At 65.7% G+C, this 20,754-nt stretch carries 15 protein-coding genes and 2 pseudogenes; 12 read left to right on the forward strand and 5 right to left on the reverse strand.

The features are described 5' to 3' along the window. Positions 1 to 494 precede the first annotated feature (494 nt). Entirely contained in the window at positions 495 to 887 is a 393-nt protein-coding gene (locus KAK03_RS08965; RefSeq protein ID WP_210853548.1) for a hypothetical protein, read from the reverse strand. 23 nt (positions 888 to 910) lie between these two features. Between KAK03_RS08965 and KAK03_RS08970 the strand changes: the two genes are divergently transcribed. The 10 genes and pseudogenes from KAK03_RS08970 (at position 911) to KAK03_RS09005 (ending at position 9,207) form a co-directional block, all read left to right on the forward strand. Beyond that, entirely contained in the window at positions 911 to 1,984 is a 1,074-nt protein-coding gene (locus KAK03_RS08970; RefSeq protein ID WP_210853550.1) for an ROK family protein, read from the forward strand. 105 nt (positions 1,985 to 2,089) lie between these two features. Further along, positions 2,090 to 2,437, forward strand: a pseudogene (locus KAK03_RS08975) (IS481 family transposase); the annotation flags it as partial. 89 nt (positions 2,438 to 2,526) lie between these two features. After that, a complete protein-coding gene (locus tag KAK03_RS08980; protein WP_210853554.1) occupies positions 2,527 to 3,489 on the forward strand; it encodes an IS5 family transposase in 963 nt (320 codons plus the stop codon). A 286-nt stretch (positions 3,490 to 3,775) separates the two neighbouring features. Then, a complete protein-coding gene (locus KAK03_RS08985; protein ID WP_210853556.1) occupies positions 3,776 to 3,973 on the forward strand; it encodes a hypothetical protein in 198 nt (65 codons plus the stop codon). Positions 3,974 to 4,110: 137 nt separating this feature from the next. Next, positions 4,111 to 4,566: an HAD domain-containing protein gene (locus tag KAK03_RS08990; protein WP_210853558.1), complete on the forward strand. Its 456-nt coding sequence runs from the start codon at positions 4,111 to 4,113 to the stop codon at positions 4,564 to 4,566. A 10-nt stretch (positions 4,567 to 4,576) separates the two neighbouring features. After that, on the forward strand, positions 4,577 to 5,974 hold the full coding sequence (locus KAK03_RS08995) for a phenylacetate--CoA ligase family protein (protein ID WP_210853560.1): 1,398 nt from the start codon (positions 4,577 to 4,579) through the stop codon (positions 5,972 to 5,974). Between the two features lie 78 nt (positions 5,975 to 6,052). Next, on the forward strand, positions 6,053 to 6,322 hold the full coding sequence (locus tag KAK03_RS24925; RefSeq protein ID WP_247661076.1) for a hypothetical protein: 270 nt from the start codon (positions 6,053 to 6,055) through the stop codon (positions 6,320 to 6,322). After that, positions 6,285 to 6,416 carry a transposase gene (locus tag KAK03_RS24930; protein ID WP_247661063.1) on the forward strand — a complete coding sequence of 44 codons (132 nt, stop codon included), beginning with the start codon at positions 6,285 to 6,287 and terminating at the stop codon, positions 6,414 to 6,416. The genes KAK03_RS24925 and KAK03_RS24930 overlap by 38 nt, the downstream gene beginning before the upstream one ends. A 30-nt stretch (positions 6,417 to 6,446) precedes the next feature. Further along, a complete protein-coding gene (locus KAK03_RS24935; RefSeq protein WP_247661055.1) occupies positions 6,447 to 6,614 on the forward strand; it encodes a hypothetical protein in 168 nt (55 codons plus the stop codon). 284 nt (positions 6,615 to 6,898) lie between these two features. Continuing rightward, a pseudogene (locus KAK03_RS09005) lies at positions 6,899 to 9,207 on the forward strand (Tn3 family transposase). A gap of 368 nt (positions 9,208 to 9,575) precedes the next feature. Here KAK03_RS09005 and KAK03_RS09010 read toward each other — a convergent pair. The 4 genes from KAK03_RS09010 to KAK03_RS09025 form a co-directional block, all read right to left on the reverse strand. Beyond that, positions 9,576 to 10,820 carry a tyrosine-type recombinase/integrase gene (locus KAK03_RS09010; protein WP_210853562.1) on the reverse strand — a complete coding sequence of 415 codons (1,245 nt, stop codon included), beginning with the start codon at positions 10,818 to 10,820 and terminating at the stop codon, positions 9,576 to 9,578. A 263-nt stretch (positions 10,821 to 11,083) separates the two neighbouring features. After that, a complete protein-coding gene (locus tag KAK03_RS09015; RefSeq protein WP_210853564.1) occupies positions 11,084 to 12,529 on the reverse strand; it encodes an MFS transporter in 1,446 nt (481 codons plus the stop codon). Between the two features lie 249 nt (positions 12,530 to 12,778). Then, entirely contained in the window at positions 12,779 to 14,539 is a 1,761-nt protein-coding gene (locus KAK03_RS09020; protein ID WP_210853566.1) for a glycosyl hydrolase family 17 protein, read from the reverse strand. A gap of 8 nt (positions 14,540 to 14,547) precedes the next feature. Next, positions 14,548 to 15,924, reverse strand: a complete 1,377-nt coding sequence (locus KAK03_RS09025; protein WP_210853568.1) for a TonB-dependent receptor — start codon at positions 15,922 to 15,924, stop codon at positions 14,548 to 14,550. A gap of 252 nt (positions 15,925 to 16,176) precedes the next feature. Here KAK03_RS09025 and KAK03_RS09030 point away from each other — a divergent pair, with 252 nt between their 5' ends. Further along, positions 16,177 to 18,468, forward strand: a complete 2,292-nt coding sequence (locus KAK03_RS09030; protein WP_210853570.1) for a glycosyl hydrolase — start codon at positions 16,177 to 16,179, stop codon at positions 18,466 to 18,468. Between the two features lie 56 nt (positions 18,469 to 18,524). Then, positions 18,525 to 20,708 (forward strand): Ig-like domain-containing protein, encoded by a 2,184-nt coding sequence (locus tag KAK03_RS09035; RefSeq protein WP_210853571.1) that lies wholly within the window; start codon positions 18,525 to 18,527, stop codon positions 20,706 to 20,708. Positions 20,709 to 20,754 lie beyond the last annotated feature (46 nt).

Below are 20,754 nucleotides of genomic sequence, written 5' to 3' on the forward strand. Positions count from 1 at the left end.
TCCGAGGTCGCTGCTTCATCGCAACACTCCTTCCGCCAGGCGGTCATAGTGTGTTGCATCGATCGGTTGAATCCGCCCTCCTTGGTGGACACTATCGTGACCGGCCGCCCAGCAGAGTTCAAGACGGGTTCGCCGGACGCTTACCTCACTTCAATCGCGAGCGAGTGAGATCTGGCTCCCCATGACCACGCCGATCATCACCGCAGTGCCTGAGCCAGCAGGCACTGATCATCGACGTGGCCGCCAAGGTGCTAGATGATCGCCCAAACCACCCGCCAGATTGCCGCCAACACCCAACGCTGCCTACCGGGACGCCCCCGATCTCGGCCGCCTAACCATCTCATACCTCATGCGCGGTACGCTTACAAGGGGTGGCATGGCTTAGGTTTTGTGGATTGAGGCCTCACTCCGCATCGGAGCCGGCGGAGTCGCCCCCGCAAAGCAACATCCAATCCCCGCATCGCGTTGCCCCAAAGCTGCCGCTTGAGCGCAAATCACCTCACGCCAAAGCAACTCATCCGCGTGGCCTTCAATGACACCAAGGAATCACACTGCCGCAGCAAGTCCTGGATTTCCCGCATAGTCGGAGCCGCATTTTCGCGTAGGTTTTCGATGAGGGCAAGCGGCGAACTTCGCAGATTCAGCTGATCGAACAGCTTGCCAGCCAGCGTGGATGCGACGGCGCCGCATGCCGCTGAAGCTACCAGACCACCTTTAGAGCAGCGCCATCCGAAGCAGGCACCGGCGCCGCTTCCGATCAGGACCCTCTTGTAGGCTGCCGAATCCGGCATCCGGCGCTGTCGCGTGTCCATCAACTTGGTGGTCAAATCCACCGTCGGGGTAAATCCGACGTCCTTGTCTGCGAGAAGCAGCTTCAGCGAGTCCACCCCGCCCCCCTTCCGGAGGAAAAATGGTACTTTCGCCGGACTACCAGCTTTGCATCGATGTCGGTTACACCTTCAGTCGCTTCGGCGTCTCATGTGGGGGATCGTTTGTCGACATCGAGCGCGTAAGGACGATCGATACGCGCGCGTTGTGCGGGAACGTACCAGAGGCGCGCAAAGAGGAGTGGATCAGGTGGCTCGCTGAGTTGGTTCGCGCGAAGCGCAACTTGTGGCCATCCATCACCCGATGCGGCCTTTGCTTTCCTGGCTTGGTGTCGGCGCATGGCGATATTGGTCGTACGAATGCTATCTGGGGCGACGGCGCAAGCGATCTCGCGGCCCCCGCACTCTCCGCCCGGTTGGGCTTGCGAGTAGACGTTCTCAACGATTTGACGGCCGCTGCCATCCGCCATGGTGAGGACTCGTGCTTCACCGATCAGCGTACCGTGCTAACGCTCAGCGTCGGCAGTGGCATCGGATCCAAGATCTACGACAGGGTCGAACGACGCGTCGTCATGGAAGGCAGCGGCCGCAACGGCGAGATCGGTCTTGCGGTCGTCGACGAGGGACCGGAGGCACTGAGGAACGCCAATGGACTGCTGCCTGGCATCCTAGGCAACTACGCCTCGGGCGTCGGCTTTGCCCGTTTGCTCCGACATAACGCCGCGATCGCCAGCGGGGGGCAAGCGTACAAGGCGTCGTTGCTGTGGTCGACGCTCGCTAAAGGCGGGGCAGCCATCGACACGATCGACGACGTCCGGTTAAACGAAGTCGCGGTCGCCTGCATTCAGGCCGGCGACGTCTTCGTCTGCAAAATTCTGCAGCGCTCAATTAAGTATCTCGCTCAGGCGCTTCATGTCGTCGTACTGTTCGACGCGCCAGATGTAATCTTGCTAACCGGCGGCTTCGCCATCGCCGTCGGCGAGGTGTACCGGCGCGAGCTATGCACAGCGCTCTCGCGCTACCTACCATTGCTGTATTCTTCAGACGAAATCAACCACATGGTCAAGCTTGCGGCGGCAGACGATCTCGAAAGCTTGCGCGGCGTTGCCGTTTGGTTGGAGCGATTGCGATTGCCAAAGAATGAGCCCATTCAATAGCTGTCGTGTCCCGGATGATTGGCTCCTCGGCAGCCGATATGCGATCCTTGTGGGCCGGGAAGTCCTGAAGGGCTTGCTGGCAGACTTGAAGCAGCGGAGGCCATGATGCTGATCAGCTTGCACAAGAACGCGACGACCACGCCGGCCACCAGGCTGGCGATTCAGCAGGCGCAAGGCACCGAGGCCGAGTTGGTGCAGCGCTTCGGCGTGGGCAAGTTCACCATCCGCAAGTGGCGCAAGCGCACGACGGTCGAAGACGGCAGCCACACGCCGCATCGGCTGCAGACCACGCTCAACGTCGGCCAGGAAGAGATCGTCGTCTACCTTCGCACGCACCTGCGCCTGTCGCTGGACGACTTGCTGGCGGTGGTGCGTGAGTTCATCGAACCGGCGATGAGCCGCTCGGCGCTGGACCGACTGCTGCGACGGCGTGGCGTCAATCGCTTGCCTGAGCCCGAGGTCCAGAACACTTAGGGAAGGTCTGCATAAATCGCCCCACGCCGTGCTTGGCGCCGACGTGAAGCCCTGAGACGATTGGGTCCATGAAACAGCACAGCCTGGGCCCGGGAGTGACGGCCAAGCGAACGCGGCGCAGGGAGTTCCTGGAGGAGATGGAGAAGGTCGTGCCCTGGGCTGAGCTGGTGGCCTTGGTGTCGCCGTACCTCCCTGAAGGCAAGCGTGGTCGCCCGCCGTTCTCGCCCGAGACCATGTTGCGCATTCACTTCATGCAGCAGTGGTTCGCGCTGAGCGACCCGGCGATGGAAGAGGCACTGCACGATATGCCGGTGTTTCGCGAGTTCGCAGGCCTGGAAGGCTGGGACGAGCGGCTGCCCGACGAGAGCACGATCCTGCGCTTCCGGCATGTGCTGGAGAAGCACAAGCTGGCTGCCCAGATCCTGCAGACTGTTAACGACCTGCTCAGCGCCAAGGGCGTGATGCTCAGGAGCGGCACGGTGGTGGATGCCACCTTGATTGCGGCGCCGAGTTCGACCAAGAACAGCAGCGGTGAGCGCGACCCGGAGATGAAGCAAAGCCGCAAGGGCCAGCAGTGGTACTTCGGTATGAAGTGCCACATCGGCTTGGACATCGAGTCGGGTCTGGTCCACACCGTGAAGGGCACGAGTGGTGCGGTCAACGATGTCATTGAGGCCAACAGCCTGGTGCGAAGCAGCGACCACGACGTCTTTGCAGACGCTGGATACCAAGGCGCAGGCAAACGGCCCGATGCCCGCGACGACGTGACCTGGCACATCGCCATGCGACCGGGCTTGCGCAAGACGCTGGACCCCAGCGATCCGATGGATCGATTGGTCGAGCAACTGGAGCGCGTGAAGGCCGGTATCAGGGCGCGGGTTGAACATCCCTTCCGTGTGGTCAAACGTCAGTTCGGGCATGCCAAGGTTCGCTACCGCGGCTTGGCCAAGAAAACGGCGCAGCTGCACACGCTGTTTGCGCTGGCCAACCTGTGGCTTGTGCGGCGCAAACTCCTCGGAGCGATGGCATGAGTGTGTCCGCAGCCCGCCAAATGGCTCTCGCCACCGACGATTCCTCAGCCCTGAGGCTGCCGACTCGTGCGAATCCAAGGCTGGCGGCATCACATTCCCAACGGTTCAGCGCATTGCAATGCTCGGGCGGGCTTTGTGCAGACCTTCCCTAAGCCAAGGCAAGGTTCCGCAGGGTGGCGGCGCCCCCACGCAGAGCGGGCACAAGGAGGTTGCACCCCAACCATTGTCAGGGCTATAATTCAGCCGGAGTCGGTTTGCGATGCCATCAATTCGACAGGAGCTCACGATGCAACAGGACGAGGACGAAGAGGCGGGTGCCGGCCGGTTGTACGAATCCAAGAGTGTCGAGAAAATGTCCCTGCCGGAGCTCATTGAGCTTCAGAGAAAGTACCCGGCACGATTTGTTCAGGTACTGGACAAATCGCTGAACGTCAAGGTCCCCATCGGTTTGCTGCATCTTCCCGTGCTAGACACGGGCGCGTGATTTCCGGGCGGGCGCCTGACGGCTCGCCGAGGCATCCTTGTGGGCGGGTCGGCTTGGCTAACCATTTCCTTGGCAGACGGCACGGTATTGCTGCGTAATCTCTGGCGACTTGTCTCGGCCTAGGAGGCCGCTCGTTCGTGCAAGTGATCTTCCTCGACATCGACGGAGTCCTGCACCCGAGAAGGGCGGTGGCAGAGCTCTTGAGGACACCCACGCCTGCGAGCGCCGAAATCGCAGGTCGCGGCCTGTTCCGCTGGTCGATACTGCTTGAGAGCGTGATCGTTCCTGCCGACGACGTTGCCATCTACATTCACTCGTCATGGCGGCACGTAAGGAGCGTTGAGGAGCTTGGCATCATGCTCGGACCGCTTGGCCGCAGACTCGCCGGCGTTACGGTCGGCGAGGGCCGATGGGAGTCCATTCTCCGGACGGTTCATAGGGTCCGTCCTAAGTCGTGGCTCGTCATTGACGACGAGCCGAGCGAATTTCCGCAGCCGCTGCCTCGTGATGTCGTGATCTGCGACCCGAACAGAGGTGTGTGTTGCCCGACCGTCGTCGGCGCCATCAAGCGGTTCCTCGCCGACATCAACTAACCGCTAGCCCATGAGTGACGCACTCCTCGAAATGGCGAAGGTCGCCATGGCGCACCTTCGTGACCCTTCGATGGATGTCACGTCGATCGCGCCACGGCTGGCTAGCTACTTCGCCTTGGCGGGCCGCATGCGTCAGGCGGTCCCCGAGCTCGGGATACAACTGCATCACCGGATGGTGCACGAGGCGCTCCAATGGGCGACGCGCTCGTCGCCGTTCTATCGACGGTCGCTTCCGGGTCTATCGAACAGCGGCAGCCTGGTGCCGATCGAGGAATTCGAGTCGATTCCGATCATGAACCGCGACGACATCTCGCGTCACATCGACGAGATCCGCACGCCAACGGCGAATTTCGCCTTCGCCACCTTCACTAGCGGTACGACCTCCGGCGAGCCGCTCATCATCGAACGCTGCGAAGAGGAACAGCGCTACCTCCACGAGTTCGTATCGACGATGTCCCCGCCGAGGCAACGGGCGGACAAGCGCTTCGCGTTGCGACTGGTGACGCCGTGGCATGGGCGTGTGCTCGAGTTCCCTTCCCAGTATCACTTCATTCCCGTCAGCGTAACCACATTGAGCGGCCTCAAAACCGCGGCCAAACTGCTGATGCGGACGTACGTGCACGATTCACGTGAAAACCGAATCTCCGGCATCGGCGGCGGACTCATCTCCGTGCGACGCTTGACGGCGTATCTCGAGCAGTCGGTCGACGCGGCCGTGCTGCCCCGGCTGTTGACACTCCAGTCGACCAGTGAATACGTCACTGCCCACGCGCGGCGGCAAATCGAGCGCTTTTGGGGCGTCGACTTGATCGACCGATTCGGCCTCAGCGAGGCGATTGTGGGCGCGTGGCGGTGCTTGCACTGCCGACGGTACCATCTTGAGCCGTACGGCTACGCGGAGGTGATTTCCTTCGAGACTGGACGTCCGATTGCCGACGGCGTCGGACGGCTCGTGATCACTGGCTACTATCCGTTCATGCAGGCCGTCCCATTCGTCCGCTACGCTACCGGCGACGCGGTGCGGCTGTTCGCATCAGCGTGCCCGACAGGCAGACCGGGCATGGAATTACTAGGTCGGATCGACCGATCGGTGCTTGCCGGCGTCGCGTGGGTAATCGGCGAGTACGAAATCTACGACATTCTCGATGAGCATCCCGCCCTGCAGCGGACCCCGGTGTATTCGCAGTTTCCGGTCGGACTGCAGGAAGCGGGGGCCTTTCCAGTTTATCGCTACGAAAGAGTCGGAGAGACACACACGCTCTATACCCAGCTGCGGGACGGCGACGAGCTGGACAATGATCGCCTCGGGCAGCTGGCGCATGGAATCAAACAGACACTCACGGCGCGCACCGGCGCGGACTGGCGTGTGATCATTGCTGGGCGCTCGACCGGCGACGCGTCAGCATGAGGCCACGCGCCTCTTGGGTGCTTCTAATGGCCGAGCCTTCGCGCGCACGTGCGGCGTAGGCTGCGGCAACATGGCGAGATGTTCACGCCGCGCATCAAGCCCTTTAGCCTCTTCCCCGAAGAGGCCCCAGAGGACCTGGTCCTGGTGCGCCGGCGCAAAGCCAAGCTCGAAGGCTACGTGCAGACGTTCGCGGCGATGGACAAGCTGATCGACTTCTCGGAGATGGCCGCAGCGGTGGACGCTGCATGCCCGAGGGCCGACCGCAGCAAGGGGTGGGCGTCCGCCGTACCCCACCGAAGCGCTGGTGCGCATGGTGTTTCTGCAGGGCCTGTACAACCTGTCCGATGAACAGTGCGAACATCAGGTGCTTGACCGGCTGAGCTTCCAGCGCTTCTGCCGACTTGACGGCGTGCTGCGCATCCGTGATGCCCGCACACTGTGAGCGTTTCGCCAGCGGCTGGCCCAAGGTGGATTGGGTGGCAAGGCCATCTTCGAGACCCTGAGCCAGCAACTGCAGCAGCATTGCCTGATTCCGCGTGGCCGTCAGATCGTGGACGCCAGCATCGTGCAGGCCCCGATTGCGCAAGCCAACGCCAAGGAACGCGAGGCGCTCAACCGTGGCGATGCGCCGGAAGGCTAGAGCGCCAAGCGCCTGGCCCACACCCTGGACGATTTAGCACGGCAAGGCCTTCTACGGCTACAAGCTGCACGGCAACGTGGATGGGCGCTACAAGCTCAACCGAGAGCTGAAGATCACGCCGGCCAACGCGGGGGCCCTTTGATTTCGGTGCAAAAAAGTTGACGGTTCGTTTGCCCAGCAACGGCGCGGGCCCTGAGCGGTAAGTCGTTGATACCACTGGATTTGCTGTTCGGTCTGGCCTCGCGTATCTTTGGCTGCCTTTCGACTCTTGGGGAGCGGCGGCGATGCAGGGCTGGCAAGCACCTTATCTGGGCCTGCGTGAGCTGCCGCGCGAGATCTCTGCTTTTGAGCTGCAGGCCTTCTTCAGCTTCAGCCCCTCCGAACAAGAGCTGATCGAGCGGCGCCGGGGTGACCAGCACAAGCTCGGCCTGGCGCTGCACATCGGCTTCCTGCGCATGAGCGGGTGGCCATTGAACAGCGTTCGTGCCGTGCCAGTGGCCTTGCTGCGCCACTTGGGCCAACTGCTGGACATCGAGACGCCCGATCTGGCCTCGTTGCGTGCGCTGTACACCCGAGGCCGCACCCTGTTCGACCACCAGCGACAGGCTTGCGAGGTCCTGGGCTTTGCCTGGATGAGCGAACACCAACGCCGCGCGCTTGTGCGTGAACTGCGCGACGAAGTGGCGCACACTGCCTACTAGGAGCGACTGCTGCTGCGGGCGCGCCACTGGCTGTACGAGCACCGGCTGATCATCGTGCACGAGCGCGTCATTCGTGCCCTGGTGGCTGCGGCACTTGCCGATCTCGAAGCCACCACTGCGGCATCCGTCCGAATCTCCGTGCCGGCCGGATGGCCAGCACTGTCAGAGCTGGTTGTGGAGCACGCCTGCCAAGCATTACACGCGCCAGATCGCTGAAGTGCACGAGCGCATCGCCTTCCTCAAAGAGCTGGGCCTGGATCGCCACCTGAGCGAGCTCAACGACACCCTGGTGCGCCGCTACGCCTGGCGCATGTCCACACGTCCGCCCTCGGTCAGCGAGCGCATCACGGAGCCGGCACGAGCCGTCGAGTCGGCCTGCTTCCTGCGTTAATGCCCGCTCACGGCAACGAACCAGTTCATCCTCATGTTCCAGCGCCGCGTTTCTGATTTCTGGCGCCAATGCGCCGACGAGGCGGGTGCCGCCGTCGACTGGTCAAGGCAGTACCAATTGCTGTTGGAGGATTTGACGGACCTGGTCGAGGACGAATCCGCTGCGGTCGAACTGCGCACCAGGCTGCTTGAGCTGGTTGCCGCCAGGCGTGCACAGAAGGCGCCGAGTCGAGCGTCGGGCATCCGTCGGCAACTGATCGCCACCATCGTCCCTGTGCGCTCGCTCCTGGTCGCCGTCAGCAGCCTGAGCTGGAAGGCCACGGGTGAACATCCTGCACTGCAAGCACTGGACACCTTGCGCACGCAGTACGCGAGCGGCGACAAGATCCTGCCGGAGGACTTCACGGCGGCACGGCTGGGAGCGGCTTGGCGCCAGGACATCGCCGACGCCGACCGGGAGCGGGCATTCCGGGCGCTGGAGGTGGCCACGCTGTTGGCCTTGCGCCGCGCCGTTCGCAATGGCTCTGTCTGGGTCGAGCATTCGTTGAGCTTCCGTGGTCAGGAGCGGCTGTTCATCCCGGATGAGCCTGGAGACCAGCCGCCGGGTTTGGCAGGCGCGTCAGGATCCAAGGCGGCAGACGGCCTCCATCGGCATCTATAGCCACGTGCGTGACCGCTGGGGCATCTTCCACGCTCAGCCCATCGTGCTCAACGAACGTCAGGCCGGCGCGGCCATCGAGGGGGTGGTGCGGCAGGAGCGAGTCGAGACGACGCAACTGGTGGTGGACACCCACGGCTACACCGACTTCGCCATGACCCTGGCCCGGCTGCTGGGCTTCGATCTGTGTCCCAGGCTCAAGGAGCTCACGCAGCGACGTCTGTTCGTGCCGCGCGGCATGAAGGTGCCCGAGGAGATCGCTGCGGTCTGTGAGGCCGGCATCGACACCTCTTTCATTGAAGCCCACTGGGACAGTCTGGTCCACCTGGCGGCCTCGGTGTCGAGCGGGCATGCCAGCGCCGTGAGCGCTCTGGCACGGTTCGGCTCGGCCGCCAGAGGCGACCCGATTTATGACGCCGGCGTGCAACTGGGCAAGCTGCTGCGCACGGCATTCCTGGCCGACTACTTTGTCAACGAGGCCTTCCGCCGCGAGTTGCGCCGGCTGCTCAATCGCGGTGAGGCGGTCAATGCGCTGAAGCGAGCGATCTATACCGGCCGCGTCGGCCCAGCGCAGGCCCGGCGCGCCTACGAGATGCAGGCGGTTTCCGATGCGTTGAGCTTGCTGGACAACATCGTGATGGCGTGGAACACGGCGCAGATGCAGGCCGTGCTGGATCGCTGGGCCAACCGGCGCCAGATCGTGCCGCCCGAGCTCATCGGCCGGGTGGCACCCACACGGTTGGAGGGCATCAACCTGCGTGGCGTCTTCCGCTTCCCGCTGGAGCGCTACGCCCAGCAGATCCTGCCGTCACAGGCGACAGCGAAAACAAGCGCCGTCGGCTGAAACCGATCGTGCAAACAGGGCTTCAGCGGCCGATCAGAGGACCAACAGAAACTCGTTGCCTGACAAGCACTTGGCGGCGGCCGAAAAACGAACCTCGCGTCAATGCTCACTGTGCGGACAGGCACGAACCGTCATTTTTGGCACTGAATTCAAAGGGACCCCGCTGTAGCGAAATTCTGGCTCGACCTCAGCTGCACATCGGAGTTAATGGTAAACCCTCTATTTCGCAGGCTAGTTGACATAATTAAGACTGCCGCGCACCAGTCTGTAGGAGCAAAGTTCTAACGTCGCCTGCTTTACCGCGCTTGTACCAGATGCGTAGGTCGACGAACTCCCCGGCCGAATCGACGCTTCGCCGCGCTGTGACCTCAGCAGGACCTCTCGCAGATCATTGGCTGCGGCACACCAGTTACTTGCGTGCCCGGCGGACTTGCGCGAAGTTCGTCCACTCGGTCAGCCCATGTCTGCAGCATGATGCGCCGCTCAGCCTGATAGGCATGTCGGTTGTAAGCCGCACGCACTCGGTTGCCAGGGGCATGGGCCAGACAGTGTTCAATAACGTCGACGTTCGCGCCGGCCGCATTGAAATTCGTGCTGAAGGTCGCTCGCATGCCGTGCGGTGTACCGTCGCCGCTGAAGCCCAGTCGCTCCATGAGGGCGTTGAGACTTCGATCGGCCATCGGCCGATTGGGATCGCGTCGATTGGGGAACAGGTAGACACTGCCAACCGGGACGAGTTCGCGCAATTCGTTGAGCAGTTCCAAGCACTGTCGCGACAGTGGAACCCAGTGTGCGCGGCCAGCCTTCATCCGGTTGGCGGGGATCTCCCATTCTGCGGCTTTCAGGTCAATCTCGCTCCACTTGCCTCCGATGACTTCGGCTTTGCGACAGGCCGTCAACACGACCAGCAGCATCGCGATCCGGGTCTGCTCGTGGATCGTGTCGATGGCGTCCAGCTTGCGCAGGAACTCACCGAGCAAGGCGGGCGACAGGGCAGGGTGATTCCCCTGGTTTCTCTTGCGGAGCACGCGAACCGGCGGCACTGGGTTGTCGGCGATCAGCCCGGAATCGATGGCGTACTCGAAGATGCCCCATAGGTAGTTGCGCAGATTCCGTGCGACCTCGGGCGCCCGCGCCTCAACCTCTTTCAGCGCAGTGGTCAGTTCGAGGCGCGTGATCCTGGAGATCGGCCGATCCTTGAAGCGGGGTGTCAGGTCCTTCTCGATCTCCCTGTTGCGCTGAAGGACCGTCGCCGACCGAAGGTCAGCACCCGTCGCGGCATTCCAGTCGGCACACACCGCGCCAAAGCTGCCTTTGACACGGTGCAGTTCTGCCTGGGCACGGCGCTCGCGGTCATCGCGTTGCGCTTGGACGGGGTGAACGCCCTTTGCGACCAGCTTGCGAGACTCTGCGTGGGCGTGCCGCGCGTCGGCGAGCGTGACCTCGGGGAACGCGCCAAGCGCCTGCAGACCTTCGACGCCGTCCAGTCTGAACTTGTAGCGCCAGAGCTTCGAGCCGTTGGGCTGGACGAGAACGAACAGCCCACCTGTGTCGGCCAGCTTGTAGGCACGTTCCGACGGCTTGGCCGACTTGATCTGAAGGGTTGTCAGCATGGGGGTATCGATCGATCCGTACCCCCAACCATACCCCCAGCCGATCGAGATCTCAAGAAATCGGTCGGAACTTCTCGAGACAAGGTGTGACGCTAAGTTGTTGTCACGTATAGGGCAATCAGGACAAGCTGGGACATCCTGGAATCGCTCGGGACCCTCATGCACAGTTCAGGTGGCGAGTTTCACGGCGGTGGTCTTGGGTGACGATGCGCCGATTGTCGACGCTGTCGGGCCTGCTGATGGTGGCCGGTCAGGCGTCGTGCTCAAGCCGCAGGGGATCCGGGTTCCGCGGCCCTGGTTGAGCCGCGCCGCGCCAGCTCGGCCTGCACCTGTGCGGCGCGCTGCTCGTCCAGGTCGTAGTCGCGCATCACCCACAGGGCCAGCAGCGTGCCCAGGATCGGCACGCCCGAGTAGAACAGCCGCAGGCCATCCACCGCCCCCGCGGCCTGTGCCGGTGCGCCAGGCGTGAAGCCCACCAGGCTCATGATCGCACCGCTGAGCAGACCGGCGATCGCGAAGCCGAACTTCACCATCCACCAGTAGATCGCGCCGAAGATGCCCTCTCGGCGCTTGCCGGTGGCCAGTTCGTCCAGGTCGCAGACATCGGCCGTCATCGACATCATCAGCGTGAACAGCCCACCGATGCCGAACGAGAAGAAGGGCAGCGCGATGATGAACAGGGAGGGCCGGCCCGGCACCATCAGGAACCACAGCAGCACGTAGCCGATGACCGAGATGCCCTGCGACAGCATGAAGGCGTTCTTCTTGCCCATCCTGCGCGACATCCAGGCCACGGTGGGAATCACCGCGAAGGTGGTGATCAGCGCGCCGATGCTGCCGAACAGCGTGGGCCAGATGCCGGCCGCCGCGGTGTCGCCACCGAACAGGTGGTAGACGACGATGAAGAACGAGAACGCCGCCACCGTGTTGAAGGCGTTGAAGATCAGGAAGGTGGCGAAACACAGCTTGCGAAACGGCGGTGACCCGAAGGCCTCCTTGAAACCGTTCAGGATCTCGCGCACGCCGCCTTGAAGGTTGCGCCAGGTCAGCGGTACCAGGTGCGTGTCGTCCACGCTGGAGCGCAGCGGAATGAACAGCGCCGGCACCATCGCCAGCAGCATGCAGATGCCGCCCACCCACCAGGCCAGGTGGCGGGTGGCCGCATCGGCGTTGTCGAACCAATTGCGGTCGTACATCACCACCCAGAACCACGGGGCGATCACCCAGGCCCATTGGCCAATCCACTGCGCCACCGCCATGATGCTGGTGCGCTCATGGAAGTCGTCGCTCATCTCGTAGCCGATGGCCACATAGGGAATGCTGAACAGCGTCAACCCGGCGTAGAACACCAGCGACCAGAACAGGAAGTAGATGAAGTTGCGGGTGATGCTGTCGTCGCGGTAGAGCTGCCACATCGCGATGAACGAGATGCCCATCACGATCGCGCCCAGGAAGACGTAGTGATGACGCCGGCCCCAGCGCGAGCGCGTGTTGTCGGAGATGAAGCCCATCACCGGATCGATCACCGAGTCGAAGATCCGTGGCACGAAGAACAGGATGCCCCACATCCAGCTGGGAAATCCCATGTCTTGCACCAGCACCACCATGAAGATGCCCAGCGCAGCGGGGAACATCTGGTTGGCCAGCATGCCCAGGCCGAAGGCGACCTTGTTGCGGAAGGGAACGCGGTGCGGTGGGGTGGCGGACATGGGCAACAGACTATCGGGCGCGGGCGCGCCCACATTTGGCCAGCGCAGGCAAGGGGAACCCGGCCGGGTGGATCAGCCCATCAATGGCCAGTTCGACGTTGCGGCTGGTCATGTGCACGCGGCACGGCTTGTCGCCATGACCCTCGGCGGGCTGAAAGCCGGCGCGCGGCGCGGCCTGCGGCGACCGCCGCAGCGCCTGGCCGTCGTCGCGGGCACGGAGCACCCTCTGAAGCGCAGCGCCCGGGGTCATCAACGCGACCAATGCAGGTCGTCGATGTGCAGCGTCGGCAGGCCGGTGTAGTCCAGCGGCTTGCCGGTGAAGCTGAAGCGGTCGGCGACGATGAAGCGGAAGTTCACGTAGCGCAGGTCCAGCTTCGGATTCACGGCCAGGAAGGCGCTGACCGGGATCGAGACCTGGCACCAGCTGCCGTTGTTGCAGTAGCCGTAGTCGCCGGGGGCCACCTGCAGGAAGGCTTCCTGGATGTCACGGTCCTCGGTGTCGGTGGTGATGCCCACCTCGATCTTGCCGGGGTAGCCATCGCTGCGCACCTGGAAGTTCAGCCGGCCATTGGCAAAGCTGGACAGGTTCTCCAGCACGCCTGCACCCGAGTAGCGGAACAGGCCCCAGCCGTAGTTCAGCGGATTGGGCGTGATCTCCAGGGATACGCCGCCGTCGGTCGAGGCCGGGCCGGTGGCGGACTCGCGGTAGCCGGTGAAGGCGAACGGGTCCCAGCGCAGGCCGGTGGCAAAGGTGTCGTCGGCGGTGGCGGTGTCGGCGAACAGCGTGTAGCGCGCGGTGCTCACGGCCGGCGCCAGTGTGGGCGGTACCCACTTCGTGGCATCGGCATCGGTGTAGCTGCCGGCCTCGCAGGCCCAAGTCACGCCGCAGGTGCCCAGCGCCTGGACCGCATAGCGGGCCTGGCGTTGCGCATTGAACAGGCCCCAGCCGTCGTCCCCCTGCTTCCAGGGCTCATCAAAGGCCTGGAAGACGAAGATCGCCTTCGGGCCCTGCGCGTCCTGCCGACCCTGCTGCACCCAGGTCTGCAGCGCGTCGAGGTAGAGCTTCTGGTTCACCGGGTGGGCGCGGAAGGCCAGGTTGGGGCCGCCGCCGGTGTCCACCGCGGCCCAGCCGGTTTCGCCGATCAGCATCGGCAGGCTGCCCAGGTTGAGCTTGACCAGGCCCTGGCGAGCGCGTTCGAACTGCGACCTGGCTTCGGTGATCGTCGCGTCGATCATGGCCTGGGCGCGCTCGGCCTCAGGCACCGATTTCTGGCGCCAGTCGTAGGCCGTGGGGTTGTAGTAGGTGTCGAGGAAGGGGTAGACGTGCACCGCGGCAAAGTCCACCACCTCGGCGATGGCCTTGGGCACCGAAGCCCAGAACAGGAAGTTGTCGTCGGTGGTGACCGGCTGGGTGATCGCGTCGCGCACATGCTTGAGGTAGCGGGCCATGTCGGCCACCGCGATCTTGTGGGCCGACCACTCCACCATGGTCTCGTTGCCCACGCTCACCGCCACCACGGTGTCGGGGAAGTCCTTGGCCAGCGCGATGCAGGCGTCCAGCTCGGCCAGGTTGTCGGCCTCGGCGGCATCACCGGTGACCGGATTGGGGTAGGCGCCCAGGTAGACCTTCAGGTCCAGCGCGTTGTCGCGGATCACCTCCAGCACGGTGCGGGCGAAGGCGCGGCTGCTGAACAGGCGGATCGTGCCGATGCCGGTGGCCTGGACCAGTCGCAGGTCTTCCAGCACATGGGCCGGTGTGATCACCTCGTTGGCCAGGTCGTCGGCATTGGCCGCGGTGCGGTAGGGCGAGTAGTTGACCGCGGCGCGCGTCATCAGGCTGCTGGGCAGCACACGCCGCTCGCTGGTCTGCGAGACGGCCTGCTCGGTGTAGCCGCCGCTGCTGCCACCGCCGCAGCCGGCCAGTGCGAGCACACTGCCCGCCAGGACGAGCGCGGCCACAGCCGTCCAGCGGGCCAGTCGCCGAGGATCAGGGGTGAGTCGAGGATGCATGACAGGCCTCAGAACGTGAAGTTGACGCCGACGGCAACCGAGTTGCCGCGCGTGGCGACGCGCGAATCGATGCGGGTGAAGGCGTCGTTGGCGGGCATCGACAGTGGCGCCAGCCCCTTGCGCCCGTACTGGTAGGCGCTGGCCGAGGCGTACAGGTTGATGTGCTCGTTGACCGTGTAGCCGACACTGGCGCTGGCCACGCTCAGCGTGTTGCTCTGGCCGCGCTCACTGGGGTTCTTGGTGCTGGCCCGGCCCAGGTAGACCAGGCCGGCACCCAGCGTGAGCTGGTCGTCCCAGCGGTAGCGCACGCCCAGCATGCCGTCGGTCGAGCGCGCCGCGTAGCCCGGATTGGGCACGCCGTTGGCGTCGACACCGCCCCAGTCGACGTTGAACATGTTGTTCCAGCGGCCCAGCGCGCCGGGCGTGGTCTGCACCGCATAGGCGCCGCTCCAGCGGTTGAAGCGCACGCCGCCCGACAGCTCCAGCTGCGGGTTCAGCAGGTGGCGCACCATCAGCATGGCCATGCCCTGGCTGGAGCCGCCCAGCAGCGGGTCGTCGGCCGGGAAGGGCGTCAGGCCACCGAAGGGCGCCTTGCCCCAGGCCACCGGCTCGCCGTTCTTGGCCGACTGCACGATCACATCGACCAGCAGGTCGCGGCCGATGTACTTGGCGTACAGCTCCAGGAAGGACGGCCGGTTGCGTGTCCAGCCGGACTTGCCGAAGTCGTAGGTGGCCTCCAGCAGCACATCGCCGCCGAACATCTCGACCGGGCGCGACATGTAGCGCACGGCGCGGCTCAACAGGCCATAGGCAGCGCCGCTGTCGCTCCAGGCCGTGGAGGAGCCCACGCCGCCGCCCCAGAAGTCCGAGCCGATCGCCTTGAAGGCATAGGGGTAGTCGGGCACGCTCCAGCCGCGGGTGGTCATCGCGCCGATCGTCAGGCGGCCCCAGTCCTCGTGGGCCACGCCCAGGTTGCGCTCATAGAGCCAGCCGTCCAGGTCCACCTTGCCGTCGCGCCAGCGCTGGCTCAGCAGGCCGAAGACCTCGAAGCCACCGCCCACGCGCTGCTTGTAGCCCAGGTAGGGTTGGAACAGCGTGACGTGATCGGCGCGCGTGCCAAACGGTTTGCCGAAGGCCAGGTCGTCGGCCCAGACGCGCTGCCGGTTCTCGCCCAGTTCGCGCTGGCAGTCCTCGCAGACATTGGTGGTACTGGTCGCTTCAGCCTTGGCAAAGCCGGTGAGGCTGAACGGTCCCAGTTCCACGGCGACGCTGGGTACCGTGGCCAGCGTGGCGCCCAGGGCCAGCAGCGCGTGGCGGGCGCGTCGGCGCCCCTGCGAGCGTGGCAGGCGCTGCAGGAGCGGGAGGAGGCGGTTCGGTGGCGGCATGGAGGCCCTCGGGACGACGGTGCAGAGGTGGGCGCAGCCAGGCTGGGCAGATCGGCGACAGGGCCGGAATCGGGCTCGAGGCTGAAAGCGCTTTCAGACGATAGGCCCGATACCCTCACGAGTCAACGGATCGGCCACCCGTGTTTTCCCGCAACCTCGGATCGACGATATCCGGGAAAACGACAGATAGTGCTGAAAGCGCTTTCATACACAATCCTCCCACTGCCCAGTCCGGGCGTTCGAGACCTCGCCATGAGCCTCACCCGCCGCGATCTCCTGGCCCTGATGCCCGCGCTGGGCGCCGGTTGGGGCACCGTCCACACCGCCGCCTGGGCACAGGCAGACTCGGTGGCGCTCGGTGCCGGGCGGGTCAGCCTGAGCCCGCGCGGCAACGCCCCGGTGCCGCGCGCCCCGCACCGCACCGAGGCGATGGCGCGCCGCGCCGCGCCCACCAACCAGTGGTACTCGACGCTGATCTTCAGCGACAAGCCCGAGGCGCTGCATGCGCTGCCGCTGACCGCCAAACCCACCGCCGCCGGGCTGGAGGTGTCGCTGCCGAAGAAGGCGGTGGTGCCGACCGAGCGCCGCGATGTCGAGATCCACTACGCCCACCACGACGCGCTGCTGATCGCGCCGACGGCCTTCGAGCCCGGCCGGGCCCTGCTGGCCGGCGCCAGCGACTGGGCGGTGGATATCGCGATGGGCCGAGGCGCCGACCGCTTCGACGCCACCGTGGCCCATGGCAGCCCCTACGTCTGGCTGCGCATCGGCCGCGGCGACCTGCGGGTGCGCCTGAAGTCGCCGGCCGAGCGCCTGTCCTCGGCCGACCCACGGGCGCTGCTGCTGCGGGTGGCCGGCACGCCCTACGCGCTGTACGGCCCGACCGGCGTGCAGTGGGAGCAGGCCGCGCCGACCGAATGGATCGCCCGCCTGCCGGCCGGCCCGGGCTATCTGGTCGCCGCGGCCCTGCCCGACGACAGTGCCGCCACCCAGGCCCTGCTGCTCAGACATGCCTATGCGGCGGTCACCGACACCCGGGTCAGTTGGAGCGTTGACCGCGCCAGCGGCCGGGTCGAGACCGTCTTCACCGCCACCACCCAAGCGCTCGAGGGCAGCGAGACCATGCCGCTGCTAGGTCTGTACCCGCACCACTGGCACGGCAACGCCAGCGTCGAGGGCCGCCTTGGCCCGACCTACGCCACGCTGCGCGGCCCGATGAAGCTGCTGGCCGACAAGCGCTTCACCACCACCAGCCGCTACACCGGCTTCGTGCCCTACTGGCCTGCGGTGCCCGACAGCAGCCCGCGCGTGGGCGACCTGCGCGAGGCCCTCAAGGCCGATGTGCGCAACGCCCACCGCATGCTGCAACAGGGCGGTGAGGGGCCGTACTGGCAGGGCAAGGGCTTGCTGCGCCTGGTCAAGATGCTCGATGTCTGCGAGCAGCAGGGCGACCGCGAGGGCGCCGAGCGCCTGCTGGGCCTGCTGAAGAAGCGCGTCGAGGAGTGGTTCTCAGGCACCGACCGTCGGCGCTTCTTCCATTGGGACCAGGCCATGGGCACGGTGGTGGGCTACCCCGAGGAGTACTTCGCGGTGGTGCAGATGAACGACCACCATTTCCACTACGGCTACTGGATCCGCGCGATCGCGGAGATCGGGCTGCGTGACCCCGATTGGGCGGCCCGCGGTCGCTGGGGCGACATGGTCGATCTGCTGGTCAAGGACATTGCCACCACCGAGCGCGGGCGCGCCGACTTTCCCTTCCTGCGCACCTTCGACCCCTACGAGGGCCACAGCTGGGCCTCGGGCATCGGCCTGGGCGAGTGGGGCAACAACCAGGAGTCGTCCAGCGAGGCGCTGAACGCCTGGACCGGCCTGATCCTGTGGGGCGAGGTGACCGGCGACGCGGCCTTGCGTGACCTGGGCACATGGATGCTGGTCACCGAGACCGAGGCGGTGCGCCACTACTGGTTCGACCTGCACCGCATTGTTTTCGCGCCCGAGTACCGCAACGCCGACGTCAGCATGGTCTTCGGCGGCAAGTACGCGCACAACACCTGGTGGATCGACGAGCCGCGGCAGATCACCGGCATCAACCTGCTGCCGATCACCACCGTTTCCACCTACTTCGCCAGCCACCCCGACTACATCCGGCGCAACCTGGCGTCGCTGAAGGACGAGCAGAAGATCTGGGCCGAGCGCGGCAAGCGCTTCGATCCGCCCGACATCTGGCAGGACATCTTCGCCAAGTACGGTGCACTGGCCGATCCCGAGGCCGCGCTGGCCGGCTGGGACCGCTGGGGCGCCGTCGAGGCCGGCGACAGCCGCAGCCACACGCTGCACTTCCTGCTCAGCCTGGTGGCGATGGGCGCGCCCGACACCAGCATCACCGCCGACACCACGCTCTACCAGGTCTTCCGCCGCCCCGATGGGCAGCGCACCTACCTGGCCTTCAATGCCGGTCGCCAGCCGCTGCGTGTGCGCTTCTCGGACGGCCGGCAACTGGAGGTGCCCCCCGGCCGACTGGCCCGCGCCGACGGCGCCTGACCGCCCTGCGCATCCCCCCGATGGCCTTCACCGCACCGACACCCAGGATCACCGCCATGACGACCCGTCGCCCGCGCCAGACCCTCGCCGCCACGGCGGCCGTCGCGCTGATGTTCACCCTGGCCGCCTGCGGTGGCGGCAACGACAGTGCGGCTCCGCAGACCGGCGGCAACGAGGTCACGGCGACCGCGCCCGTGGTGACGATCAGCAACAACATCAGCGACGAGACGGCCACCGGCGACATCACCTTCACCTTCACGTTCAATGTGGACGTCGGCACCAGCTTCACCGCCGACGACATCACGGTCAGCGGCGGCACCAAGGGGGCCTTCACCCGTCTCTCCGGAACCAGCGCCACGCTGGTGGTGACGCCCGCGCCGGACACCACGGGCACGGTCGAGGTTACCGTGGTCGCCGCGGGCGTCACGGACGCCGTGGGCACCGCCAACGTCGAGACCTCGGCCAGCAAGCCCTTCTACACCGTGGCGCGCACCTCGCTGGTCAGCTTCGACGAGGCCACCGCGCCCACACTGGTCGGCTTTGGCGGCGCCGAGGATGCCAGCGTGGTGGCGGACCCCACCAACGCCGCGAACAAGGTGGCCCGGGTGGTCAAGAGCGCCACCGCCGAGGTGTGGGCGGGCACCACGTTGGTGATGTGCCCCGGCGACGCGATCGCCCGGCTGCCGTTCGCTGCCGGCAAGACCCAGCTGTCGGCACGCGTGTGGTCGCCGGTGGCCGGCATCCCGGTGCGCCTGAAGGTGGAGAACTCGGCCAACAGCGCGCAAACGGTGGAAACCGAGGCCATGGTTTCGGTGGCCGCGGGCTGGCAGACCCTGGTGTTCGATTTCGCCAGACCGGTGTCGGGCACGCCGGCGCTGAACACCGCCCACACCTACGACAAGGCGTCGATCTTCTTCGACTTCGGCACCCCCGGCGCCACGTCCGGCGCACGCACCTACTACCTCGACGACCTGAGCTTCGTGGGCAGCCGCTTCAGCGCCACCTGCGCCGGCGCTGCGGCCAGCCAGACCATCACGATGGACGAAGCCAGCGCGCCCACGCTGACCGGCTTCGGCGGCGCCGAGGACGCCACCATCGCGGCCGATCCCGCCAACGCCGCCAACAAGGTGGCACGCATCGTCAAGAGCGCCACCGCCGAACTGTGGGCCGGCACGACCATTTCCATCGCGGCTGGCAGCACCATCCCGCGCATCGGCTTCGCTGCGGGCAAGACCACGATCACCGCGCGCGTCTGGTCACCGGTGGCGGGCATCCCGGTGCGCATGAAGGTGGAGGACTCGACAAACGCTGCGAAGTCGGTGGAGACCGAGGCCACGGTGAGCACCGCCTCGGGCTGGCAGACCCTGAGCTTCAACTTCGCCAACGCGGTGGCCGGCACGGCCGCCCTGGACCTGGCCGCCAGCTACGACCGCCTGTCGGTGTTCTTCGACTTCGGCACACCGGGCGCGTCAGTGGGTGCGGCGCGCACCTACTACATCGAGGACATCGTCTACCCGCTGCCAAGCGGCGGCAGCACGTCGGCGCTGGTCTTTGCCAGCGGCTTCGGGTCGGGCAACCGCACCGTCGAGGGCGGCGAGTTCGGTGGCTTCAGCGGCAGCAACCTGGACGGCTTCACCTGCAACGGCGACCCGGCCAACTGCGGCAGCGGTGGCGAGTTCACGCCCACCAAGACGGCCGCCGAGAGCTACTTCTTCTACTACCACCAGACCGCCACGCCGGCCACCGACCTGTTCATGGGCGTCTATGTGCAGGCGCCCGGCCTCACCGGTGGTTTCGTCAATGGCGTGGACACGCCTGGCGTGCAGGTGGGCGCGCAGACCCAGCTGAAGTTCAAGCTGGGGGTGAACGCCGAGTGGTTCAGCGCCCCGAACCACAACGTCATGATCGTCGCCGACCTGGGCAAGCGCTTCACCGCGGGCGCCAACACCGATTGCCGGCTGCAGTTGCGCCGCGTGGTCACCGCCGCCGCCGCCGTGGCCACCGACTATGCGCTGCCATGGAGCTCCTTCGCGCTGTCGCAGGACTGCGGGGGCGCCGCCAGCAGTGTGGCCGACGCGCTGGCCAAGTCACCGGTGTCGCAGCTGTCGTTCCAGGGGGTGGGTGGGGGCATCGCGCTGTCCGACGGCACACTCACCAGCGGCGCCAACCTGTCGGTGGCCAACGGCTCGGGCGTCTACCCGACCACCGTGGTGCTGGTGGGCGGCATCACGATCGAGTAGAGGCCCGCGGGCCGAAGGTCGGCGTGGGTCGCTTGGCGGACTGCCA

The sequence above is a fragment of the Ideonella alba genome (genome assembly GCF_018069845.1).
GTDB lineage: Bacteria > Pseudomonadota > Gammaproteobacteria > Burkholderiales > Burkholderiaceae_C > Ideonella > Ideonella alba.